Origin of the sequence: Pisciglobus halotolerans (assembly GCF_900113675.1) — a bacterium.
GTDB classification, from domain to species: Bacteria; Bacillota; Bacilli; order Lactobacillales; family Carnobacteriaceae; genus Pisciglobus; species Pisciglobus halotolerans.
Genome location: NZ_FOQE01000005.1, coordinates 86,857 through 106,947, shown reverse-complemented (window position 1 = coordinate 106,947; position 20,091 = coordinate 86,857). Strand labels below are relative to the sequence as shown.

21 protein-coding genes and 1 other RNA gene are annotated in these 20,091 nt (G+C 37.9%); 17 read left to right on the top strand and 5 right to left on the bottom strand.

Annotated elements, in window-relative coordinates; all coding sequences use genetic code 11:
• From BM057_RS03220 to recU, 3 genes are all read right to left on the bottom strand, one after another.
• A partial coding sequence (locus BM057_RS03220) for a helix-turn-helix domain-containing protein (RefSeq protein WP_177186152.1) occupies positions 1–291 on the bottom strand: 291 nt, incomplete at its 3' end.
• Between the two features lie 90 nt (positions 292–381).
• Positions 382–3,033: a transglycosylase domain-containing protein gene (locus BM057_RS03215; RefSeq protein ID WP_092091436.1), complete on the bottom strand. Its 2,652-nt coding sequence runs from the start codon at positions 3,031–3,033 to the stop codon at positions 382–384.
• A 94-nt stretch (positions 3,034–3,127) separates the two neighbouring features.
• The gene (gene recU / locus BM057_RS03210) at positions 3,128–3,757 is read right to left on the bottom strand and encodes a Holliday junction resolvase RecU (protein ID WP_092091434.1); all 630 of its coding nucleotides are present in this window, start codon (positions 3,755–3,757) and stop codon (positions 3,128–3,130) included.
• Positions 3,758–3,828: 71 nt separating this feature from the next.
• Here recU and BM057_RS03205 point away from each other — a divergent pair, with 71 nt between their 5' ends.
• The 4 genes from BM057_RS03205 to BM057_RS03190 all read left to right on the top strand — a co-directional run bounded on the left by BM057_RS03205 (position 3,829) and on the right by BM057_RS03190 (position 6,706).
• Positions 3,829–4,359: an SLOG family protein gene (locus tag BM057_RS03205; RefSeq protein ID WP_092091432.1), complete on the top strand. Its 531-nt coding sequence runs from the start codon at positions 3,829–3,831 to the stop codon at positions 4,357–4,359.
• Positions 4,360–4,489: 130 nt separating this feature from the next.
• Positions 4,490–4,825: a cell division regulator GpsB gene (gene gpsB, locus BM057_RS03200; protein WP_047393394.1), complete on the top strand. Its 336-nt coding sequence runs from the start codon at positions 4,490–4,492 to the stop codon at positions 4,823–4,825.
• A 31-nt stretch (positions 4,826–4,856) separates the two neighbouring features.
• Positions 4,857–5,227: RNase P RNA component class B (gene rnpB, locus BM057_RS03195), an RNA gene on the top strand.
• 312 nt (positions 5,228–5,539) lie between these two features.
• Positions 5,540–6,706 carry a THUMP domain-containing class I SAM-dependent RNA methyltransferase gene (locus tag BM057_RS03190; RefSeq protein WP_092091430.1) on the top strand — a complete coding sequence of 389 codons (1,167 nt, stop codon included), beginning with the start codon at positions 5,540–5,542 and terminating at the stop codon, positions 6,704–6,706.
• A gap of 217 nt (positions 6,707–6,923) precedes the next feature.
• On the opposite strand, the gene BM057_RS03185 is transcribed toward BM057_RS03190, so the two are convergent.
• A complete protein-coding gene (locus BM057_RS03185; protein ID WP_047393399.1) occupies positions 6,924–7,334 on the bottom strand; it encodes a ribonuclease HI family protein in 411 nt (136 codons plus the stop codon).
• A gap of 134 nt (positions 7,335–7,468) precedes the next feature.
• Here BM057_RS03185 and BM057_RS03180 point away from each other — a divergent pair, with 134 nt between their 5' ends.
• Positions 7,469–7,921: an EbsA family protein gene (locus BM057_RS03180; RefSeq protein ID WP_092091428.1), complete on the top strand. Its 453-nt coding sequence runs from the start codon at positions 7,469–7,471 to the stop codon at positions 7,919–7,921.
• A 113-nt stretch (positions 7,922–8,034) separates the two neighbouring features.
• Here the strand turns inward: BM057_RS03180 and BM057_RS03175 are convergent, their stop codons facing one another.
• On the bottom strand, positions 8,035–8,238 hold the full coding sequence (locus BM057_RS03175; RefSeq protein WP_047393405.1) for a cold-shock protein: 204 nt from the start codon (positions 8,236–8,238) through the stop codon (positions 8,035–8,037).
• 184 nt (positions 8,239–8,422) lie between these two features.
• Here BM057_RS03175 and BM057_RS03170 point away from each other — a divergent pair, with 184 nt between their 5' ends.
• The 12 genes from BM057_RS03170 to lepB (BM057_RS03115) all read left to right on the top strand — a co-directional run bounded on the left by BM057_RS03170 (position 8,423) and on the right by lepB (BM057_RS03115) (position 20,063).
• On the top strand, positions 8,423–10,093 hold the full coding sequence (locus tag BM057_RS03170; RefSeq protein WP_177186159.1) for a formate--tetrahydrofolate ligase: 1,671 nt from the start codon (positions 8,423–8,425) through the stop codon (positions 10,091–10,093).
• 99 nt (positions 10,094–10,192) lie between these two features.
• Complete coding sequence (locus BM057_RS03165; protein ID WP_092091424.1) at positions 10,193–12,085, top strand: ABC-F family ATP-binding cassette domain-containing protein; 1,893 nt, start codon at positions 10,193–10,195, stop codon at positions 12,083–12,085.
• 28 nt (positions 12,086–12,113) lie between these two features.
• A complete protein-coding gene (locus tag BM057_RS03160; RefSeq protein ID WP_092091422.1) occupies positions 12,114–13,061 on the top strand; it encodes a thymidylate synthase in 948 nt (315 codons plus the stop codon).
• Between the two features lie 38 nt (positions 13,062–13,099).
• Positions 13,100–13,588 (top strand): dihydrofolate reductase, encoded by a 489-nt coding sequence (locus BM057_RS03155; protein WP_092091420.1) that lies wholly within the window; start codon positions 13,100–13,102, stop codon positions 13,586–13,588.
• Positions 13,589–13,717: 129 nt separating this feature from the next.
• On the top strand, positions 13,718–14,554 hold the full coding sequence (locus BM057_RS03150) for a GDSL-type esterase/lipase family protein (RefSeq protein ID WP_092091418.1): 837 nt from the start codon (positions 13,718–13,720) through the stop codon (positions 14,552–14,554).
• Positions 14,555–14,578: 24 nt separating this feature from the next.
• On the top strand, positions 14,579–15,238 hold the full coding sequence (locus tag BM057_RS03145) for a YpmS family protein (RefSeq protein WP_047393418.1): 660 nt from the start codon (positions 14,579–14,581) through the stop codon (positions 15,236–15,238).
• Positions 15,235–15,768, top strand: coding sequence for a peptide-methionine (S)-S-oxide reductase MsrA (gene msrA, locus BM057_RS03140; RefSeq protein WP_092091416.1), 534 nt, complete (start codon positions 15,235–15,237; stop codon positions 15,766–15,768). The genes BM057_RS03145 and msrA overlap by 4 nt, the downstream gene beginning before the upstream one ends.
• Positions 15,769–15,826: 58 nt before the next feature.
• The gene (locus BM057_RS03135; protein WP_047393422.1) at positions 15,827–16,048 is read left to right on the top strand and encodes a YozE family protein; all 222 of its coding nucleotides are present in this window, start codon (positions 15,827–15,829) and stop codon (positions 16,046–16,048) included.
• A gap of 100 nt (positions 16,049–16,148) precedes the next feature.
• Positions 16,149–16,862, top strand: a complete 714-nt coding sequence (gene deoD, locus BM057_RS03130; protein ID WP_092091414.1) for a purine-nucleoside phosphorylase — start codon at positions 16,149–16,151, stop codon at positions 16,860–16,862.
• A gap of 48 nt (positions 16,863–16,910) precedes the next feature.
• Positions 16,911–18,380, top strand: coding sequence for a S41 family peptidase (locus BM057_RS03125; protein ID WP_092091412.1), 1,470 nt, complete (start codon positions 16,911–16,913; stop codon positions 18,378–18,380).
• Positions 18,381–18,866: 486 nt separating this feature from the next.
• Positions 18,867–19,409, top strand: a complete 543-nt coding sequence (lepB, locus tag BM057_RS03120; RefSeq protein ID WP_047389847.1) for a signal peptidase I — start codon at positions 18,867–18,869, stop codon at positions 19,407–19,409.
• Between the two features lie 24 nt (positions 19,410–19,433).
• A complete protein-coding gene (lepB, locus tag BM057_RS03115; protein ID WP_245741785.1) occupies positions 19,434–20,063 on the top strand; it encodes a signal peptidase I in 630 nt (209 codons plus the stop codon).
• The last annotated feature ends 28 nt before the right edge of the window (positions 20,064–20,091 follow it).

Genomic DNA, 20,091 nt, shown 5'->3' with positions numbered 1-20,091 from the left:
TTTAATCAATGCAGGGGTAGTCAGTCCCAGTCGGTTGGCTGTTTCTCGATAGGTCAACTCTGTTCTTGAATACAACTCTACCGCATCTAATTTAAATTGAACAGTATAATCCCTGTTCGTTGTCCGTCTCTGTAACCCTTCTTCACCAAACTCTTGATAAACTTTCACCCAATCACGTACTTGGCCGTAGCTTTTAATGCCATGTTTTTCAGCTAGAGAGGCATATCCGCCAAAACCTTTGATGTACTCCTTCACGACCATTCTTTTAAATTCAAAGCTATATTTAGCCATAAAAAATGACCTCCAAATGTTAGATTTTTGGTCTAACATTTGGGGGTCAGTATACCCCACGCTTTGCTTTTTTGTTCACCGATGAAGAGTTTATTCCTCTTCATCCGCATTATTTTCGTCTTGCTCTTTGTTTTCCTCGGTATTTTCTTTGTGTTCAGATTTTTTAGACGCTTCTTCATCAGCTTGTTCTTCTTTAGAGCTGGCATTGCTGCTTGAGGATGAAGATTCTTCTTTTTCCTCTTCTTCAGAACTGCTTTCTTCATCAGAACTGTTAGAAGACGCTTCTGAACTTGAATCTTCAGAACTTTCTTTTTCTGATTCATTAGAAGAAGATGCCTCGGAGCTATCTTTTTCTTCATCAGAAGTAATGTTGACAGAAGTGGAGACAGATGGACTTGTTTGTCCTTGTGCTTTCACAGCTAAACTGATGGTTAACTTGCCTTCTGCTGGGTTTTGAACAACATATGATCGATCTTTTGTTGTATAGGATTGATTACCAACTTTTAAGAGATAAGTGACTTCTTTGTCACTGTTTGACAAGGTATATTTATTCCATTTTATTTGCACTTCATCTTTCTCTTTGTTGTAACTTGCTGTTAGACCAGATGGTGCTTTTAATTTTTTCGTATAGTGAGTCGATGTTTTGCTTGGCTGATTATCGCGAACAAACAATTCCGTTACGATTCTACTAGACGGAGTATTTGGACCAGGGAGAGCTGCAGGCATAGAGCCTTTTTCAACTTTTACTGGCACAACAGATTTCGGCATCTTCCAGTTGTTATTTTCAACGGATTGAGAAATGTGAGACATGATAGCTTGATAAACTTTTCTAGGGATTTGTCTCGTATTGTCTCCATTTGAAAGCCAATGTCCTTTTTCAAATCGTTTGTCGTAGCCTGCCCAGACAGAAACAGAATAATTGGTTGTGTATCCTACGTATGCAGTAGCAGGGACGGCATCTTTTGGAATGTTGTATTTTCGTTTATCTTCGCTTCGATAGTTTGGTGTACCTGTTTTACCAGCTTGCGGAACACCAGGAATATTGACTAATCGACCAGTGGTTCCAGTATTTGCAACATCTTTTAACATATCAGTGATCATATAAGCTGTGTAATCACTCATTGCTTTGTGTGATTGAGGAGCCAGATCAATTTCTTCTCCAGACTGTAAGACAACTTTAGAAACCGCATAAGGAGCAGTATACGTTCCGCCATTAGCGAATGAAGCATAAGCTGCTGACAAGTCGATCATTGATAATGCACCATTAAAGGCATTGGATTCGTGGAAGTCAGTATCGGATGCATCGCCATTTAAGGATTGGATACCGATATTATGCAAGAATTCTTGAATATCACTTGTGTCAATTTGCTGATTGATTTTGTAAGTTGGTACATTACGAGAGTTTACCAAAGCTCTGCGCATACTGATTTGGCCTTCATAACTGTTGTCGAAGTTATTGATTTTTTGTCCGCTCTTATAAGTCGTCGGTGCATCGATAACTTGTTCGTAAGTTGACATCTTCAAGTATTCAATAGCAGGAGCATAGGTAGCCAAAGGTTTAACTGTTGAACCGACTTCGGCTCTAGCCTTAGCTCTATTTAAAGCTCGAAGTTGATCTTGTTTTCTGCCGCCGCCTAATGCTTTTAATTGACCTGAATTGACATCAATGACTGAAACAGCAGCTTGCATTTCATCATTAGGGAAAATATTATATTCATCTGAGTTTAAAACATCATAAACTTGTTCTTGTGCATCTTTGTCTAAATTAGTATGAATCGTTTTGATATTAGATGTATAAGGGTCTAAATCAGTTTTTTCTTTGATTTCATCTAAAACTTGAGATACATAAGCATCATAAACCAAATCGTTGGTTTCATCATCATCTTTTTCGATCAAACCTTCTTGAACAGAAACAGCTTTTGCTTGTTCCATTTCTTCTTTACTGATTTTTTTATTTTCATACATCAATTGTAGAACAATGTTGCGTCGTTTTGTTGCATCTTCAGGGTTTGTACGAGGGTTATAAGCGTTAGGGGCTTTTGGCATTCCCGCAAGCAGGGCAGCTTCAGAAAGAGTCAATTCACTAATATCTTTGCCATAGTAATGATCTGCTGCTGTACCCATTCCGTATTGATTTTCAGACATGTAGACTTTATTGATATAGAGTGTCAAAATTTGCTGTTTTGATAGTTGACGTTCAAGCTTCAAAGCCAACCAAGCTTCTTGTGCTTTTCTTTCTAAGTTTTTGTCTTCCTCTTTGGTTGAAAATACAGAAAGTTTAACAAGTTGCTGGGTGATCGTACTACCACCGCCAATGATGTGACCTTTTGTTACGTATCCGACTGCTGCTCGAGTAATTCCGATCGGGTCTACTCCAATATGACTATAAAAGCGTTGGTCTTCTACTGAAACGATCGCATCAGCAAGAACTTGCGGAATATTTTCTGTTTTTACAGGTTCTCGTTCTTCAGCACCTAAGGTATAAAAAACCTCTCCCTTAGCATCTACTAAATCTTTAGAAACGATATCTGTTAAATCTTTTTCCGTCATTTCCGGAGCAGAAGAAGCGAAATAAGCAAATAATCCAACTCCGCCTAGAAAGGCGAGCACGATAAGTAAAAGAACACCGAATAACAGTTTCTTCCATAAGGGACTTTTTTGCTTTTTATTTTTCTTCTTACCTTTATTTTGTTTTTCAGCATTCTTTTTTTGAATGCGCGACATTTCTTTATTTTCTGGCATATTTATTTCTCCTTAACTAGTAATCGAAAGGGGTTCTCTTTTTTTTCAGTGACAGATCATCCTATTATCTTCGCTAAAAAACTCTTGCATCAGGCTACTCTATATTATGAACATCATCTTCTATCAATTGATCTACAACCTCCAGATAAGGAATCCGCGGTGAAAAATTATAATACATTTCGTGCGCATTTTTTTCAAGCTCTTTTAGAGAAATGGACTTTTTTTCCTTTTCTTGATACTGCCGATTCCAATAAACCAGCAAGTCAGCTGCCTCCAACAAAAAAAGACGATTCAAAGACGCAAAGCGCAAAATAACAAAACAGATTCCCTTTTGATTTAAGCAGGCACTCATATGATCGATCTGGTGCTGATGAAAGTTTTTTAAGGGGAAAGATTGTTTGTTTTTTGTTTCTTTTGCTTCAAAGTCTAAGTAATAACCGCGATAAACACCATTGTAATCGGTAGTGGAAGCCTGTTTAAAATAAGCTTCTTTGATTACTGCAGCGCTCCTTTTTGGATAATCCACTTGCACGATTTGAATGGGTGTCGGCTTTTTGTGGATAACTGCCCGTCCTTGCGTTAAGTACGTAATGTTGCTATCATTTAAGTCGTCTTCTAAAGACATTCCACGATTGCTAAAAGAAATATCTTTAGGGCGCTTTTTTTTCTGAGCTTGTTTTACCGGCGGAGTATAACTCTTGCCATTTGGATAATGAATAACCATTTTTAATCACACTCCTACGAAGCATTATAGCAAATTTATTGATCGAAAGAAAAGGTGGAGTCCAAACTCTTATGACAAATTTATATATTAGTGGCTATCGGTCATTTGAATTAGGCATTTTTCAAAAAAATGATCCTAAAATAGCGGTGATAAAAAATGCTATTAAAAGAGAATTGATCAGCTTGATCGAAGAAGGGGTAGAATGGATCATTACAAGCGGTCAACTAGGTGTGGAACAGTGGGCAGCAGAAGTTGTAGAAGAGATACGTTTGGATTATCCTGAGATTCAGCAAGCGCTCATTTTGCCTTTTGAAGGATTTGGATCAAATTGGAACGAACAAAATCAACTGTCATTACAGGAGACAAAATTATTGATGGATTTTATAGAATCAACTTCTCATCAAGCTTATGTCGATCCATCTCAACTGAAAAACCACCAACAATTTATTTTGCATCATACTGATGCCGCTTTATTGGTTTATGATCCTGAACACAAAGGGAAAACGGCTTTTTTATATGAAGCAATCAAATCGTATCAAGAACAAGAAGATTATGAATGCCGCTTGATTGATTTTGATCAATTAAATACTTTTGAAGGATGATAAAATTGCAGGAAGGCAAGATTGCTGTATAATATTTCAAAATCAGTTTTATTTTTATTGATTTGTTTGGTATAATGACCGTAGTAACATCCAACAGGTGGAATTTTCAATGTGAAAATGAGGTGACATCATGGCAGACAGAATCTTGACTACAAAAGATATCTTACAAAAAGAGTTTAAAACTGGAATGCGGGGCTATAACCCAACAGAAGTAGATGAATACTTAGATGAAATCATTCGCGACTATGAATCTTTCAGTAAAGAAATCAGCCAGTTAAAAGCTGAGAATGAACGGCTGCATAGCAAAGTAGACGAACTTACAAAACAAACGACTGTACAAAAACCAAGTCAATCCGGACAGTCCGGCAACACAGTGACCAACTTTGATATCTTAAAGCGTTTATCCAATCTTGAAAGACACGTTTTTGGTTCTAAATTGGATGAAGATGACGAGATGGGTCTTTAATCAGTAAAATCAATAACAAAATAGATTTGTAAATTTCGGGTAATCGCGGTCTAGCTAGACTAGGCTGAGGAAAGTCCATGCTCGCACAGGCTGAAACGTCTGTAGTGTTCGTGCTTAGTGAAACCATAAGCTAAGGCCTTCAGTTTATCTGAAGTGACGGCAGAAAAAAGGACTAAGGCGAAAGCTATGTCTGAGTATTCTTGAAAGTGCCACAGTGACGAAGCAATGTTGGAAACATCATTGGTGGAACGGGTAAACCCCTCGAGCGAGCAACCCAAACATTGGTAGGGGCACTTTTCCTAGGGAATAAAACTGATGGAAGAGGCGTAATCGCAGACAGATGATTACCTCCGGATAATGATATTCCTGGTCTTTATCCGAGACAGAACATGGCTTATAGAAATTTACAGATCAGGAAGGGGGCTGGGATATTATATCTTAGCCTCTTATTTTTTATTGCGTTCTTCTAAATAATAGTTCTACAATATTTAACGTTGGCCAATGAAAAATTATTTCTTTTATAGGTTAAATCCGTTAGAACCCCATTTATAGAAATTTCAGTAGCCCATCGACCGGCGGAAATTTCTTTACCAACCAACGTTAGAAGAGGAAGAGCCTTAATAATAGGGTTAAAACAAAAGTATTTTGAAAAAATGAATAAAAAGAAATGATTTTAAAACAAATAAAGATAATGAAAGAATAGAGGAGAAAAGAATGAAGACCTTTCAACTTGTTGCTACGGCTGCTAGCGGTATAGAAGCCTTAGTCGGAAAAGAATTAAGAAACTTAGGGTATGAATGTCAGGTAGAAAATGGGAAAGTCTATTTTAAGGGAGATCTCTCTGACATTGCCAGAACAAACTTATGGCTAAGAACAGCAGACCGCATTAAAATTATCATACGTGAATTTGAAGCGACTACCTTTGATGAACTTTTTGAACAAACAAAAGCATTACCATGGGAAGATTTTTTACCGATGGATGCAGCCTTTCCGGTTGCTGGAAAATCGATCAAATCGAAACTGTATAGCGTTTCTGATTGCCAAGCCATCACCAAAAAAGCAATCGTAGACAGATTAAGCAAAGTTTACCACCGAAGAACCAGATTACCCGAAACGGGTGCTACTTATTCCTTAGAAGTTGCTTTATTGAAAGACAAAGTCACGCTGACTTTAGATACAACGGGACCAAGTTTGTTTAAGCGCGGATATCGAACAGAAAAAGGCGGAGCACCTTTAAAAGAAAATATGGCCGCAGCTTTAGTATTGTTAACCAATTGGAGAAAAGATCGTCCTTTTGTGGATCCAACTTGCGGTTCTGGTACGATTCCAATTGAAGCTGCTTTGATTGGTCATAACATGGCACCTGGATTAAAACGATCTTTTGCTTGTGAAGATTGGGATTGGTTTGATGCATCGATCTGGGAAAACGAACGAACAAAAGCTGAAGCCGAAGCAGACCATACGATCGAGCTAGATATCAGTGGATCCGATGTTGATGGACAAATGATCGAAATTGCAAAAGCAAACGCTATTGCAGCCGGATTATCAGATAGTATTCAATTCAAACAATTGCAGTTAAAAGACTTTACTACAAGCAAAGAATATGGCGTAATCGTTTCAAATCCTCCTTATGGACAACGCCTAGGGGATGAGGAGAAAGTTCATCATCTTTATCGTCAAATGGGAGAAGTGTTTCGGCCAATGGAAACATGGAGCAAGTATATTTTGACGAGTGACTTATCCTTTGAAACTGAATATGGCGAGAAAGCAACGAAAAAACGCAAACTCTATAATGGTGCCATTCGGACTGATCTATTCCAATATTGGGGTAAAAGACCCCCAAGAAAGCAAAGCAATAGCAAACGTTCTTTAACCAAATAATTGAGAAGAAAGGGAAGACGGGACTCTTTCCGTTTTCCGTTTTTAAAATTTAACTAGTTTCGTTATGAAACTAATTTAAAAGCTATAATCTCCAGCTTTTTTCAACAATAAACGGGTAGTATTGCAAAAAAAATATCCGTTAGTTGCTATAGGCAACTTTATAGTTTATCCTTGAAATTTCGTTATCCGCTATACCCTAATTACACCTAGCTTGATTTTAGTCGTGTTCTGTTAATTTTTTTCTTAGTGCTTGCCTGGCCAAATGATCAGCTCCTTTATTTTGTGCTTCTGGTATCCACTCGACTAGGTAAAAAGGAAAGTAAACCAATAATTGTCTGATTTCTTGGAGCAAGGGTTGGAAAGATTTGTTTTTGACATAATTTTTTTGAATAGCAGAAACAACAATTTTACTATCAGAGTAAATGTAGAGGAGAGAATCAATAAGGTTTTCTGCAATGATGTATTCCAGTCCTTTTATCACTGCGATAAACTCTGCTTCATGATTGGAATACTCTTTTTGGAGAGGAATGGCTATTTGTCGATGGAGATCCTGACCGACTAAAAGCAGTCCTACGCCGCTTGGACCAGGGTTATGTTTAGTGGAAGCGTCGGTATAAAGTTTTAGCATTTTTTTGTTCTCCTTAAAAAATTCATTTTTTCTTTACTATTTGATGTTATGATAAGAAGCGATATGAATCAAGCAGAGTGTATAGAAGAAGAAAGGATCTCAAAAGATCTTTTTGTGAGAGGAGCAGGATTTTCTTGAAGGAGAAAAAAAAGGAGATAAAAATTTATCTCTCTTTTGAACCGGCTTACCAAGTGATATATTGGTCATTAATTTGGCTGACATTATTTATTGGATTGATCATTTGGCTGGAGTATACAAGATTTAATTGGATCAGCTTGGTAATGGGCGGAGTCGCTTTGCTGATGATTTTACCCTCTTTTAAGACTTATTTGTCAGTAAAAGATGAAAGCTTATTATTTTTTTATGGAGGAAGAGCAGTAAAAAAAGTTCCATTCGCAAGTATTCAAAAAATTGGCTATTCCACGGGTCGAAAAATCAATGTATATGGTAAAAATAATAGCATGATTTATTATTTTTACTTAAATCAGAAAAATAAAAAGAAGTTGCTTCAATATGTTAATCATTCCTACCCTAAAATTGAGCAACTGGATCTTGAGGATGTTAGAAAATTAGACAACAGTAACTAATAGAAAAACAAGTGCAAAGATCGTAAAAAAGGAAAGAGATGGTCATTTTAATGAGACCATTTTCTTTCCTTTTTTACTGTTTCAATTCATTTGTTCGTTGTTATTTCATTGGATTATTCTGCTGATGAGACGCGTGATGCTTGAGGACCTCTATTACCTTCTACAATATCAAATACGACATGTTGACCAGCTGTAAGTGATTTATATCCTTCAGCTTCAATAGCTGTAAAATGGACGAAGATATCTTCATGATCATTGTATTCAATGAATCCATATCCTTTTTCATTGCTGAACCATTTGACTATTCCATTTTGCATAATAGAATCCCCCTTAGACTTACCTATATCACTATCCAATAGATGCCTTTATTATAGAAATAAATTGGTTGAACGTCAACGAAAAAAGAAGAAAAGGCTTTCGCTATTTTTTTCAAGAGAACATTACGGTATACTGAACAGGAAGAAAAAGATAATTGCGCATGAGAAGAGAGGATGGTCCGCTATATTAACAGATATTCAAATCGCTCAGCAAAGCAAATTGATGGAGATACAATCCATTGCTGATAAAATCCATTTAACGAAAGATGATCTTGAGCTTTATGGAAACTATAAAGCAAAGATCCATCTTGATAAAATCGAACATTTAAAAAATGAAAAAAATGGACATTTGATCCTCGTTACATCCATCAATCCAACCCCTGCAGGTGAAGGAAAGTCGACCGTTTCAGTAGGACTAGCAGATGCACTGACCCATATTGGCAAATCGACGATCCTTGCACTGCGGGAGCCTTCACTCGGTCCTACAATGGGAATGAAAGGCGGAGCAGCGGGCGGCGGGTATGCTCAAGTCGTACCAATGGAAGATATCAATCTTCATTTTACTGGAGATTTACATGCACTGACTACTGCTAATAATGCATTAGCTGCTTTTATTGATAATCATATGTATCAAGGAAATGAACTGCAGATCGATCCGGACAACGTTAGCTGGAAGCGAGCGTTAGACCTGAATGACAGAGCTTTAAGGCAAGTTAAAGTAGGTCTAGGTGGAAAAACCAATGGGATCCCTCGAGAAGATGGCTTTGATATTACTGTAGCTAGTGAAATGATGGCTGTTTTATGTTTATCTGCCAGCATTGAAGACTTAAAGGCTCGATTACGCCAAATCGTTGTAGCTGAAAATACCAAAGGAGAGCCTGTAACTGTTGAAGATTTAAAAGTTGAAGGCGCCCTAGCTTTACTATTAAAAGACGCGCTTCAACCCAATCTCGTGCAAACGATAGAGCACACACCTGTTTTTGTGCATGGCGGTCCCTTCGCTAATATCGCTCATGGTTGCAATAGTTTATTGGCAACCAGCACTGCACTCAAACTGGCAGATTATACTGTTACAGAAGCAGGATTTGGTGCCGATTTAGGTGCTGAGAAATTTCTGGATATTAAAGTTCCTCATTTGAAAAAAGCTCCTGATGCTGTAGTGATCGTTGTCACGATTCGTGCTTTGAAAATGCATGGCGGGGTAGCGTTGAAAGATCTACAAAAAGAAAATGTAGAAGCTGTAAAAAGAGGGTTTGTTCATTTAGAAAAACACCTTCAAAATATGCAGAGGTATGGTTTGCCTGCTATTGTTGCGATCAATGAATTTTCTTCGGATACCAAGAACGAAGAAGCCTTATTGAGCCAATTACTGAAAGAGAAAGGCGTTCCTGCTGCACGGACGTCTGTTTGGCAGAATGGAAGTCAAGGAGGAATTGAGTTGGCTGAAAAAGTTGTCGACTTGATTGAAACCACTGAACCTTCTTTTATGCCCTTATATCCGGCATCCTTTACGATCGAAGAAAAAATCAACAAAATTGTCAAAGAAATATATGGAGGAGCTGGAGTATCTTTTTCAAAAAAAGCACGTCAGCAAATGAACCAATTCGCTAAGAGGGGTTGGGACCATCTTCCAATTTGTATAGCAAAAACGCAATATTCATTATCAGATGATCCTGAAAAATTAGGCTGTCCAAAAGATTTTACTATTTCTGTACGAGAGTTCGTACCTAAACTTGGTGCGGGGTTCATCGTGGCTCTAACTGGTAAGGTACTCACGATGCCTGGATTGCCAAAACAGCCAGCGGCCTTAAAAATGGATATTTTAGAAACTGGAGAAATCACTGGGTTATTTTAACGAATTTCTACCTTTCCTCTATCTGAGATGTTAGAATAAAAGACGGAAAAGTACAGGATTAAAAACTCCATGTATCAAGGAATTAAAGGATGATATCAAATGAAAGAATTAAAAGCTGAACAATTGACAAAAACTTACGGAGAAAAAGTCTTATTTAAAGAGATTGATTTCTCCATTATGGAAGGTGACCGTATTGGTTTGATTGGGGTCAATGGTTCTGGAAAAACCAGCTTGTTAAATGCCATCACTGAAATAGATAAAGCAGAAAAAGGAAACATTACGAAACCAAAAGATTATCGGATCAGTTATCTTACACAAAATCCTGATCTTAATGAGGAGCAAACTGTCTTTGATGCTGTTTTTGAAGGTGAGACGCCCATTTTAAGAGCTGTACGTTATTATGAAAAAGCATTAAGTTCCTTGACAGCAGATCCTGAAAATAAGGATTTTCAGCAAGAATTTGCTAAAGCAGAACAAAAAATGACACAAGAAGACGCTTGGATAGCTGATACAAATGCTAAAATGATCTTGAACAAACTTGGTTTGGAAAATCTGAATGCGTCCATTTCTGCTTTATCAGGCGGGCAAAGAAAGAGAGTGGGCTTGGCACAAGTCCTGATCCAAGAACCGGATCTGCTGATTTTGGATGAACCAACCAATCATTTAGATTTTGAAACCATCACTTGGTTGGAAAAAGAGCTGAGCCGTTATAAAGGAGCTCTTTTGCTTGTTACCCATGACCGGTACTTCTTAGATCGAGTAGTGAATCGAATCGTTGAGCTTTCACATGGGTCATTGAATTTTTATACAGGCAATTATCAACAATATGTTCAAGAAAGAGCACAGCGTCAAGAAGCAGCAGTGCAAGCCGAACATAAAAGAAAACAATTATATAAAAAAGAGCTCGCTTGGATGCGAACTGGAGCAAAAGCACGTTCGACCAAACAGCAAGCACGTATTGACCGCTTCCATGATTTAGAAGACCATTTATATCAAGTTAAAAATGATGATGCAATTGAAATGAACTTAGAAGGAAGCCGGTTAGGAAAACGTGTATTTGAAACGAAACAAGCAAATCTTACACTGAATCATACCGTTATTTTTGATAATTTTGATCTATTGGTTCAAGCCAAAGATCGAATAGGGATCACTGGAGAAAATGGAACGGGAAAGTCAACACTATTAAATGTCTTAGCTGGCCGTTTGCCCCTAGATTCTGGCATTTTGACGGTTGGAGAAACGGTAAAAGTAGCTTATTTTACTCAAACGATCGAAAAAATGGATCCAAACAAACGTATGATCGCTTATTTACAAGAAGCAGGAGAAGAAGTTGAAACAAGCAGCGGTGAAAAGATCAGTGTCACAAACTTGCTCGAACAATTTCTATTTGAGCGCTATATGCACGGGACGTTGATCGGCAAATTATCAGGTGGCGAGAAAAAACGTCTTTATTTACTGAAACTGTTGATGCAAAAGCCGAATGTCCTGCTTTTAGATGAACCTACAAATGACTTAGATATCGATACATTAACAGTTTTAGAAGATTATATCGCTTCTTTTCCAGGAGCAGTTTTAGCTGTTTCTCATGATCGCTATTTCCTAGATAAAATTTCAGAAAAAACATTGTACTTCCAAGGTGATGGCCTCATTGATCTTCACTATGGTTCGATTTCTTCTTACATGGATAGGGAAAAAGAAGATAAGACAGAACCTGCTGTAGATAAAAAAATAACACAAGCAGCTAAATCTGAAGTCGAAGATGTCAAGAAAGAAAAAGTCAAATTAACTTATAAAGAACAAAAAGAGTGGGAAACGATTGAAGATGAGATTGCTGAGATGGAAGAGCATGTTGAACAAATCAAGCAAGAGATGAATGAAACAACGCATCATGATTTTACGGTTTTACAAGAATTACAAGAAAAGTTAACTGAACTCGAAAAAGAATTAGCGCAAAAAATGGATCGCTGGGAGTATTTGGCACAGTTTGCTTAATACACTCCCTAATGAAGGAGGAAGAAAGTTGGAAGAAGCGTATTTAGCTTTAGGTAAGAAAGTGTTGGAAGAAGGAAACTTTAAAAACGATCGAACGGGTACCGGGACAAAAAGTATATTTGGTCATCAGATACGCTTTGATCTGCAAAAAGGGTTTCCGCTTTTAACAACAAAAAAGATACCTTTTCGTTTGATCAAAAGTGAATTGTTATGGTTTATCAAGGGAGATACCAATATTCGTTACTTGCTAGAGCAAAACAATCATATTTGGGATGAGTGGGCATTCGAACGCTATGTTAACAGTGATCGTTATAATGGTCCGGACATGACGGACTTTGGCCGACGTGCATTAAAAGATGAAGCATTTTATCTCACTTATCAAAAGGAGATGCATACTTTCCAAAAACGCATCCTAGAAGAAAAAGAATTTGCTGCTGAATTTGGCGACTTAGGAAACGTTTATGGCGCTCAATGGCGGAGGTGGAAAACTTCCCAAAACGAAACGATCGATCAATTAAAAGATGTGATCGAAAGCATCAAAACGTCTCCAAATTCTAGAAGGCTCATTGTTTCTGCATGGAACCCTGAAGATGTTCCTCATATGGCATTACCGCCTTGTCATACTTTGTTTCAATTCTATATAGCAGATGGGAAATTGAGTTGTCAGTTATACCAACGTAGTGCAGATATCTTCCTAGGCGTTCCGTTTAATATCGCCAGCTATGCTTTGCTCACTCATTTGATTGCACATGAAACAGGACTAGAAGTAGGAGAATTTATCCATACGTTTGGGGATGCTCATTTATATCAAAATCACATCGATCAAATGAATGAACAACTTTTACGACAACCTCGTCCTTTTCCAGCGTTAAGATTAAATTCAGAAAAAACCAGCATCTTTGATTTTGAGATGGAAGATATTCAGCTTGAAGGTTATCAACCACATCCTGGTATCAAAGCACCTGTTGCAGTTTAACAATAAAAAGTATGATAGATGAATGAGGAAGTGAATAAATGATTGCATTTTTATGGGCAGAAGACCGCAATGGCGTTATCGGTCATAATGGTATCCTGCCATGGCGCTTACCGAATGACATGAAATTTTTTAAACAAATGACAACCAATCAAGTTGTTGTAATGGGGCGTAAGACATTTGAAGGAATGGGGAAAAAAGCTCTACCCAATCGAATGAATATCGTCATCACTAGTGATCCTTCTTACGAAGCAGAAGGCGTTGAAGTCATGCACAATCATCAAGCAGTCATGGACTTTATCAATAAAATAGATAAAGATATTTTTATTATCGGCGGAGCGATCGTTTTTGCTTCTTTTATAAAAGAAGTCAACCTTTTATACCGAACCGTTATCGATGAATCTTTTGCTGGCGATACCTATATGATTCCCATTGATTGGGAACAGTGGGAATTAATTGAAGCCACTGAAGGAAAAGTAGATGAACAAAATATTTACTTCCATCGTTTTGAAACGTATGCTAGAAAATAAAGAAAAGGAGCAAAGACAGAAGTGTCCGAGCTCTTTTTCACTACTGTTGCAGGATAGATGCTTGATGCTATAGTCCGTTAGACTATCGTTCAGCATGTTGTAAGTTTTAGTCATGAAAGGAAATAATGAATGAAAAAAGTACGATCTTTTGTCAGCGGCCTTTTGTTTTTATTGATAGGTGTTGTGATCGTCGTGTTTGTTTTGAATCTATTCGTCAAGCAACAACCGCAACCAAAACCGCAATCTGAAAAAGTTGAAGAAAAGCAGGCGATTCATCTTGTAGCCATTGGAGATTCTTTGACAAAAGGCGTTGGAGATAGCCAGCGGAATGGAGGATATGTTTCTCGTATTCGTTCAAAATTGACGACGCTAGATACTGTCAAGAATGTGACTACTGAAAACTTCGGCGTGCCCGGGGAACGAAGTGATGAGATCCTTGACCGCATCAAAACTGATTCAGAGATAAAAAAAGAGGTAACAGCTGCCGATATGGTTATTTTAACAGCAGGCGGAAATGATATTGTACAAACAATAAAAAAAGAAAAGCTTTCCATTTCAGAAAAAAGCTTTGATCATGCTTTAGAAGCTTATCGAGAAAATTTGAAGGAGATGTTGCAGCAAATCAGTGTATATAATCCAAAAGCTCACATTTACGTTTATGGATTGTATAATCCTTATGCAGCTTATTTCCCTGATTTGAAGGAGATGCAGACGTTGTTAATTGAATGGAACACCAGCACAGAAACGATCATCAAACATCAACCGTTAGCAACTTTCTTACCTATTGATATTATTTTTAACGGCACCGATCGATTGAACAACCAGTCAACTACAACTGACGCTGATGACGCTGAAACAGTGGTCGAAAATCCTTATCTCTATGAAGAAGACCTGTTCCATCCTAACGATGCAGGATATGAAAAAATGGCAGAAGTACTTTTTCAAGCGATCCAAAAGAATGAATAAAGTAAAGTAAGGGAAGTGTTATCAATGGAAGAAAAGCAAAGAAGGAATATAAACAATAAACGGCAGCAAACCAATGGATGGAAATGGGCTTTTCTGACACTTTTGGCTGTCGTCCTAGGCATCATGATCTGGTTGATCTTGCAATTATCTGGGCCTTCGCCTGTTCAACAACAAAGCGCAAATCAGGAAGATCTTAATCAAATCAATGATACAGCAACCTTTCAAGTAACTGCAGAAAAAAAACAGATCAATCAATTGATCAATCAATATCTTGCTGAAGAAACACATAATAAAAGCGTTCAGTATCAATTTCAGCTGGCCGACCAAGCGCAATTAGCAGGAACATTTCGTGTTTTTGGAGTAGATGTACCTTTCCAGCTAGATTTAGATCCATTTGTGATGGAAAACGGCAATGTTCAGTTAAAAGCCAAACAAATCTCTTTGGGTAAACTTAACTTACCGATTCCTTTTGCAATGAAACAAATCGGTCAACAGTTAGCTTTACCAAACTGGGTAGAGATCCATCACAAAGAAGAAACCATTATCTTAAGATTAGATACTTTTTCTTTAAAAAGTGGTGTTTTCTTTTCAGCGGATCGGATCGATCTGGCCAATGATGATATTCGTTTGAATGTCTTTGTACCAAATAAAAAAAGTAGTGAAAGAGAGGAAGAAACCAATTGATCGAAACAGCCATATTTGCAGGCGGATGCTTTTGGTGTATGGTTTCGCCGTTTGATCAGCGACCAGGCATCAAAAAGGTCATCTCAGGCTATACTGGTGGGATAACAGAAAATCCAACTTACGAACAAGTAAAGACACAAGCGACTGGGCATACAGAAGCGGTAGAAATTACTTTTGATTCTACCATCATTTCTTATGCAGAATTGGTTGAGATTTATTGGCAACAGACAGACCCGACTGATGCAATGGGACAGTTCCAAGACCGAGGCAGCAACTATCGACCTGTGATTTTTGTTCAAAACAAAGAACAACGCAGTGTAGCAGAAATGTCCAAACGTCAATTGGAGCAAAGCGGAAAATTTAAGCAACCTATTGTCACAATGATCGAAGCAGCTGAGCCTTTTTATCCAGCTGAAGAAGAACACCAAGACTTTCATAGAAAAAATCCTGAACGCTACCAACAGGAAAAAGAAGAAAGAGCTGTCTATCTAAGTAAAGAAAGCCACTCATCTCCTATTCAAGAAATATAATAAGGATAGGAAACAGCTATTTATGCAGAAAGTAAATCAAAAAAGGAGTTGAAAGCAAATGAAACGTTCTTTTTACCATTACTTAATGACCGAAAGAGATCCGCACAAAAAAGATGCGGTGACATTGTTCGCTAATGATGCTTATTTGGACGATAGTTTTCCAAAACAATCAGAAAATTACCAAGAGATCAGTCAGTACCTAGAATTAAATGGCAGCTACCTCAGCAGTATGACAATTTTTGATGAAGCTTGGGAAAGATACCAACAGCAAGAAATATAAGAAAAACTTTTTTCTTGATAGTTGGAAAGGTTTTTCGTCCTTTGGGATCGTCTATGTTATACTACTGAAGAAGGAAAAAGACAATTAGGAGGAAAGAAAGATGAGTACACATATTGGTGCTAAAGAAGGACAGATCGCTGAAACTGTTTTGCTGCCTGGAGATCCATTGCGAGCGAAGTACATTGCTGATACTTTTTTAGAAGATGTAGAGCAGTATAATACAGTGAGAAATATGCTTGGATATACTGGAACTTATAAAGGGCAACGCATCTCAGTCCAAGGAACTGGAATGGGGATTCCTTCCATAATGATCTATGCCGAAGAATTAATACAAGCTTATCAAGTTCAAAACTTGATCCGTGTTGGAACAGCAGGCGGGATGAAGCCGGATATCCACGTCCGCGACGTTGTATTGGCTCAAGCAGCGACAACAGATTCCAGCATTATTGAAAATACCTTTAAAGGCCAAGTCCATTTCGCTCCGATCGCCGACTTTGATCTTTTGAAAGCTGCGTATGAAACAGGTATGGAAAAAGGTATGCACATCCGTGTTGGCAACGTTCTTTCGGCTGACCGCTTTTATAACGAAGAATTGGATAAAAAGAAATTAGCTGATTATGGTGTGATGGCAGTTGAAATGGAAGCCGCTGGATTATATACTCTAGCAGCCAAATATAATCGCAGAGCACTAGCCGTATTAACGATCAGCGATCATTTATTGACAGGAGAAGAAACGACCGCAGAAGAGCGTCAAACAACTTTTAATGATATGATGGTCATTGCTTTAGAAGCAGCTCTAAAGATGAATAAATAACCGAATAATGCTACTGGTTAAACAGGATAAAAATGAAAGGAGAATCTGATGAAAGACGAGCCTGAAAAAAAGCAGCAAAAAAAAGTCCCGATTTCTCTTTATCTTCTTTCGCTTATTGTAGTGGCTTTACTTTCTATCGGAGGTACGATTTGGCTATCTTCTAATGGAAAGGCAAAAGTAGATGAAGCAGCTATTCAGCAAGAAAATGCTACCTCTCAAACTAAAAATGACGAGTTTGCTAAGCTTGAATCAGTTTATCAAACCATTTTGTCAAGGTACTACCAAAAAGTTGACGGAGATCAGTTGATCGAAGGTGCATTGAGTGGAATGACAAAAGCTTTGGGAGATCCTTATACAGATTATATGAACGTTTCTGAAACAAGTGACTTAAACGAAAGCATCAACGCTTCGTTTGAAGGCATCGGTGCAGAAGTGATGAAACAGGGTGACTTTGTTCAAATCGTTTCGCCAATCGCTGGTTCTCCAGCTGAAAAAGCTGGTTTACAACCGAATGATATTATTTTGAAGGTAGATGATACAGAGCTGACTGGGATGACGTTGAACGAAGCTGTTTCACATATCAGGGGTGAGAAAGGCACGAGCGTTACTTTAACCATTCAAAGAAACGGTCAAACCTTTGAAGTTAAAGTAGTTCGAGATACCATTCCGATCGAAACAGTCAATGGAACATTAGATAAAAAAGACGCAACAATCGGTCATATTACGATTACGAATTTTTCTGATCCAACTTATGATGAACTTGTTCAGACAGTAACCGACTTAAGAAGCCAAGGCGCAAAAGCTTTTGTTTTTGATGTACGTTCCAATCCAGGCGGGTTATTGCAAACAGCTCTCATGATCTCTAACATGTTCTTAGAAGATGGAGATACCATTGTTCAGACACAAGAAAAAGGTGAAAAGCCAGTTGCAACCCTTGCAGATGATGAAACTTATGGCGACTTCAAAATCAACGAACCTTCTGTTTTGCTTGTCAATGAAGGTAGTGCCAGCGCATCTGAGATTTTAGCAGGAGCTTTAAAAGAATCTGCGGGAATCCCGATCATCGGAACCAAAACTTTTGGTAAAGGAACTGTCCAATCTGTTTTGAGCTTTGAAGATGAAAGTGAATTAAAACTGACCATTGGTAAGTGGCTGACACCAAAAGGCGAATGGATCAACGAAAAAGGCGTTGAACCAGATCAGACAGTGAAATTGCCTGATTATGCAGAATTGATGGTCATCAACCCTGCTGAAACCTACCAAAAAGGTGATCTATCTGATGAAGTCAAGAATCTCGAATCTGTCATGAAGGCTTTGGGATATACTACTACGGCAGATGGCAGCTATGATGGAGAAACTGTTGCTGCTGTAAAACAATTCCAAAGTGATCATAAATTGAAAGAAGACGGTATCGTAACGGGGGAAACAGCTTCTGCTCTAGTGAATGACTTGCGCAAGAAGATCGAAGAAAATGATACGCAATACGAAGCAGCGATGCTTTACCTCCAAGAACATTAATAAAAACCGTCATTAGAAATGGACTGGAAGAGACTTTCTGCACAGGATGGATGTGAAAGAAAGTCTCTTTTTTCGTCTATTGATAGGCGTACAGGTTGTCAAAAAGTGGTTCTTCCTCTTTTAACGTTGGTAAAGAAATTTCTTACGGTCGATGGGCTAGTGATGGAAAGCCATGAGAACACATTGAGCCGAAAATCGCGTCTCAATGCTTGCAAGCTTCAAACTTAGTGTTAACGGCTAAAGCCTAACACTAAGTGATTCACATTGCATCTTTTTCCATGGCTATCAGTAGCCCTATGCGCCTCCTGAAATTTCTAGAAATTGGTTTCTAACGAGCTTAGCATTAAAAAAATGATTTTTTACAGACCAACGTTAAATATTGTAGAACCCAAAAAGTCCTAAAAAACGGTATCAAAAAATAAAAAAATAGTTATTCTGATCATTTTTTAGTATGATAAATAAAAAGATGTGTTTGGAGAGATCAGAATGCAGGAGAAATGGAAGGAAAAGTTAAAAGTTTGGCTGAAAGCGGCTATCATCGCTGGATTGCTGACACTGATTTTGAGAAATTTTATCTTCCTACCAATTTCTGTTAGTGGTTCATCAATGATTCCGACCATTGATGAAAGCGATCAGCTGATCGTAGAGACCGTTTCTTCTATTGAACGGTTTGATGTCGTGGTTTTCCGTGATGAAACAGGTCGTCCGCTTGTAAAAAGGGTGATCGGTCTTCCAGGAGAACATCTGCGGTTTGAAAATGACCAGCTTTATATTGATGAGCGGCCGATAGACGAGCCATTTTTGGATAATGCTTTTGTGAAAGAAGCGGGAGGAATCTGGACCTCAGATTTTACTCTTGAAAGTTTGACGGGCAAAATGACCATTCCAAAAGGAGAATACTTTGTTATGGGAGACAATCGACGACTGAGCAATGATAGTCGTTATTTTGGTCCCATCAAAGCCGATGCAATCATTGGAGAAGTGATCATGGTTTATTATCCATTCGATCAAATCCGAATCATAAAATAGATGGGAAGAAAGCAGGGAAATCAATTGAATGAGACAAATGAAGCAAAGAAAAACACTTATGAACCTAGAAGAGATAAACACGATCCAAAAAATAAGCAGCCGCAAAGTTCAAGGGGAAATGAGTGGTTAAGTACCCTTTTGTATATTGGTGCTGCTGTCCTTGTTTTTTTTCTTATTCGTCATTTTGTATTTGCACCAGTTAGCGTAGATGGCGATTCTATGGTTCCTACTCTGCATCATCAAGATCGCTTGATCCTAAATAAGATGTCTTCGATCGATCGCTTTGATATCGTAGTATTTGATGCACCAGATGATCCTGGTAAACAGTACATCAAACGAGTCATTGGACTTCCAGGAGACACAGTAGAAGTTCGTGATGATGTCTTATATATTAATGGAAAAGCCTATTCTGAAGATTACTTAGATCCTAGTCAGTATCATTTAGAAGAATGGGAAAATTTCACAGAAGATTTTTCCTTGAGTTTGCTGACGGGCATTCAAGAAGTTCCAAAAGATGACTATTTTGTAATGGGAGACAACCGTTTGAATTCTAAAGATAGTCGTTCATTTGGTTTTGTTTCCGCAGATGAATTAGTTGGTACGACTAACTTTCGCATTTGGCCATTAGGTGATTTTGGGAAGATCGATCAATAAAAAATGAAAAGTTTAAATAGAAAAAGGA

What these genes read in the sequence shown, in the direction of transcription:
- BM057_RS03215 (WP_092091436.1), bottom strand. Translation starts at nt 3,033, where the DNA reads ATGCCAGAAAATAAAGAAATGTCGCGCATTCAAAAAAAGAATGCTGAA.
- recU (WP_092091434.1), bottom strand. Translation starts at nt 3,757, where the DNA reads ATGGTTATTCATTATCCAAATGGCAAGAGTTATACTCCGCCGGTAAAA.
- BM057_RS03205 (WP_092091432.1), top strand. Translation starts at nt 3,829, where the DNA reads ATGACAAATTTATATATTAGTGGCTATCGGTCATTTGAATTAGGCATT.
- gpsB (WP_047393394.1), top strand. Translation starts at nt 4,490, where the DNA reads ATGGCAGACAGAATCTTGACTACAAAAGATATCTTACAAAAAGAGTTT.
- BM057_RS03190 (WP_092091430.1), top strand. Translation starts at nt 5,540, where the DNA reads ATGAAGACCTTTCAACTTGTTGCTACGGCTGCTAGCGGTATAGAAGCC.
- BM057_RS03185 (WP_047393399.1), bottom strand. Translation starts at nt 7,334, where the DNA reads ATGCTAAAACTTTATACCGACGCTTCCACTAAACATAACCCTGGTCCA.
- BM057_RS03175 (WP_047393405.1), bottom strand. Translation starts at nt 8,238, where the DNA reads ATGCAAAATGGAATAGTCAAATGGTTCAGCAATGAAAAAGGATATGGA.
- BM057_RS03165 (WP_092091424.1), top strand. Translation starts at nt 10,193, where the DNA reads ATGAAAGAATTAAAAGCTGAACAATTGACAAAAACTTACGGAGAAAAA.
- BM057_RS03155 (WP_092091420.1), top strand. Translation starts at nt 13,100, where the DNA reads ATGATTGCATTTTTATGGGCAGAAGACCGCAATGGCGTTATCGGTCAT.
- BM057_RS03150 (WP_092091418.1), top strand. Translation starts at nt 13,718, where the DNA reads ATGAAAAAAGTACGATCTTTTGTCAGCGGCCTTTTGTTTTTATTGATA.
- BM057_RS03145 (WP_047393418.1), top strand. Translation starts at nt 14,579, where the DNA reads ATGGAAGAAAAGCAAAGAAGGAATATAAACAATAAACGGCAGCAAACC.
- BM057_RS03135 (WP_047393422.1), top strand. Translation starts at nt 15,827, where the DNA reads ATGAAACGTTCTTTTTACCATTACTTAATGACCGAAAGAGATCCGCAC.
- deoD (WP_092091414.1), top strand. Translation starts at nt 16,149, where the DNA reads ATGAGTACACATATTGGTGCTAAAGAAGGACAGATCGCTGAAACTGTT.
- BM057_RS03125 (WP_092091412.1), top strand. Translation starts at nt 16,911, where the DNA reads ATGAAAGACGAGCCTGAAAAAAAGCAGCAAAAAAAAGTCCCGATTTCT.
- lepB (WP_047389847.1), top strand. Translation starts at nt 18,867, where the DNA reads ATGCAGGAGAAATGGAAGGAAAAGTTAAAAGTTTGGCTGAAAGCGGCT.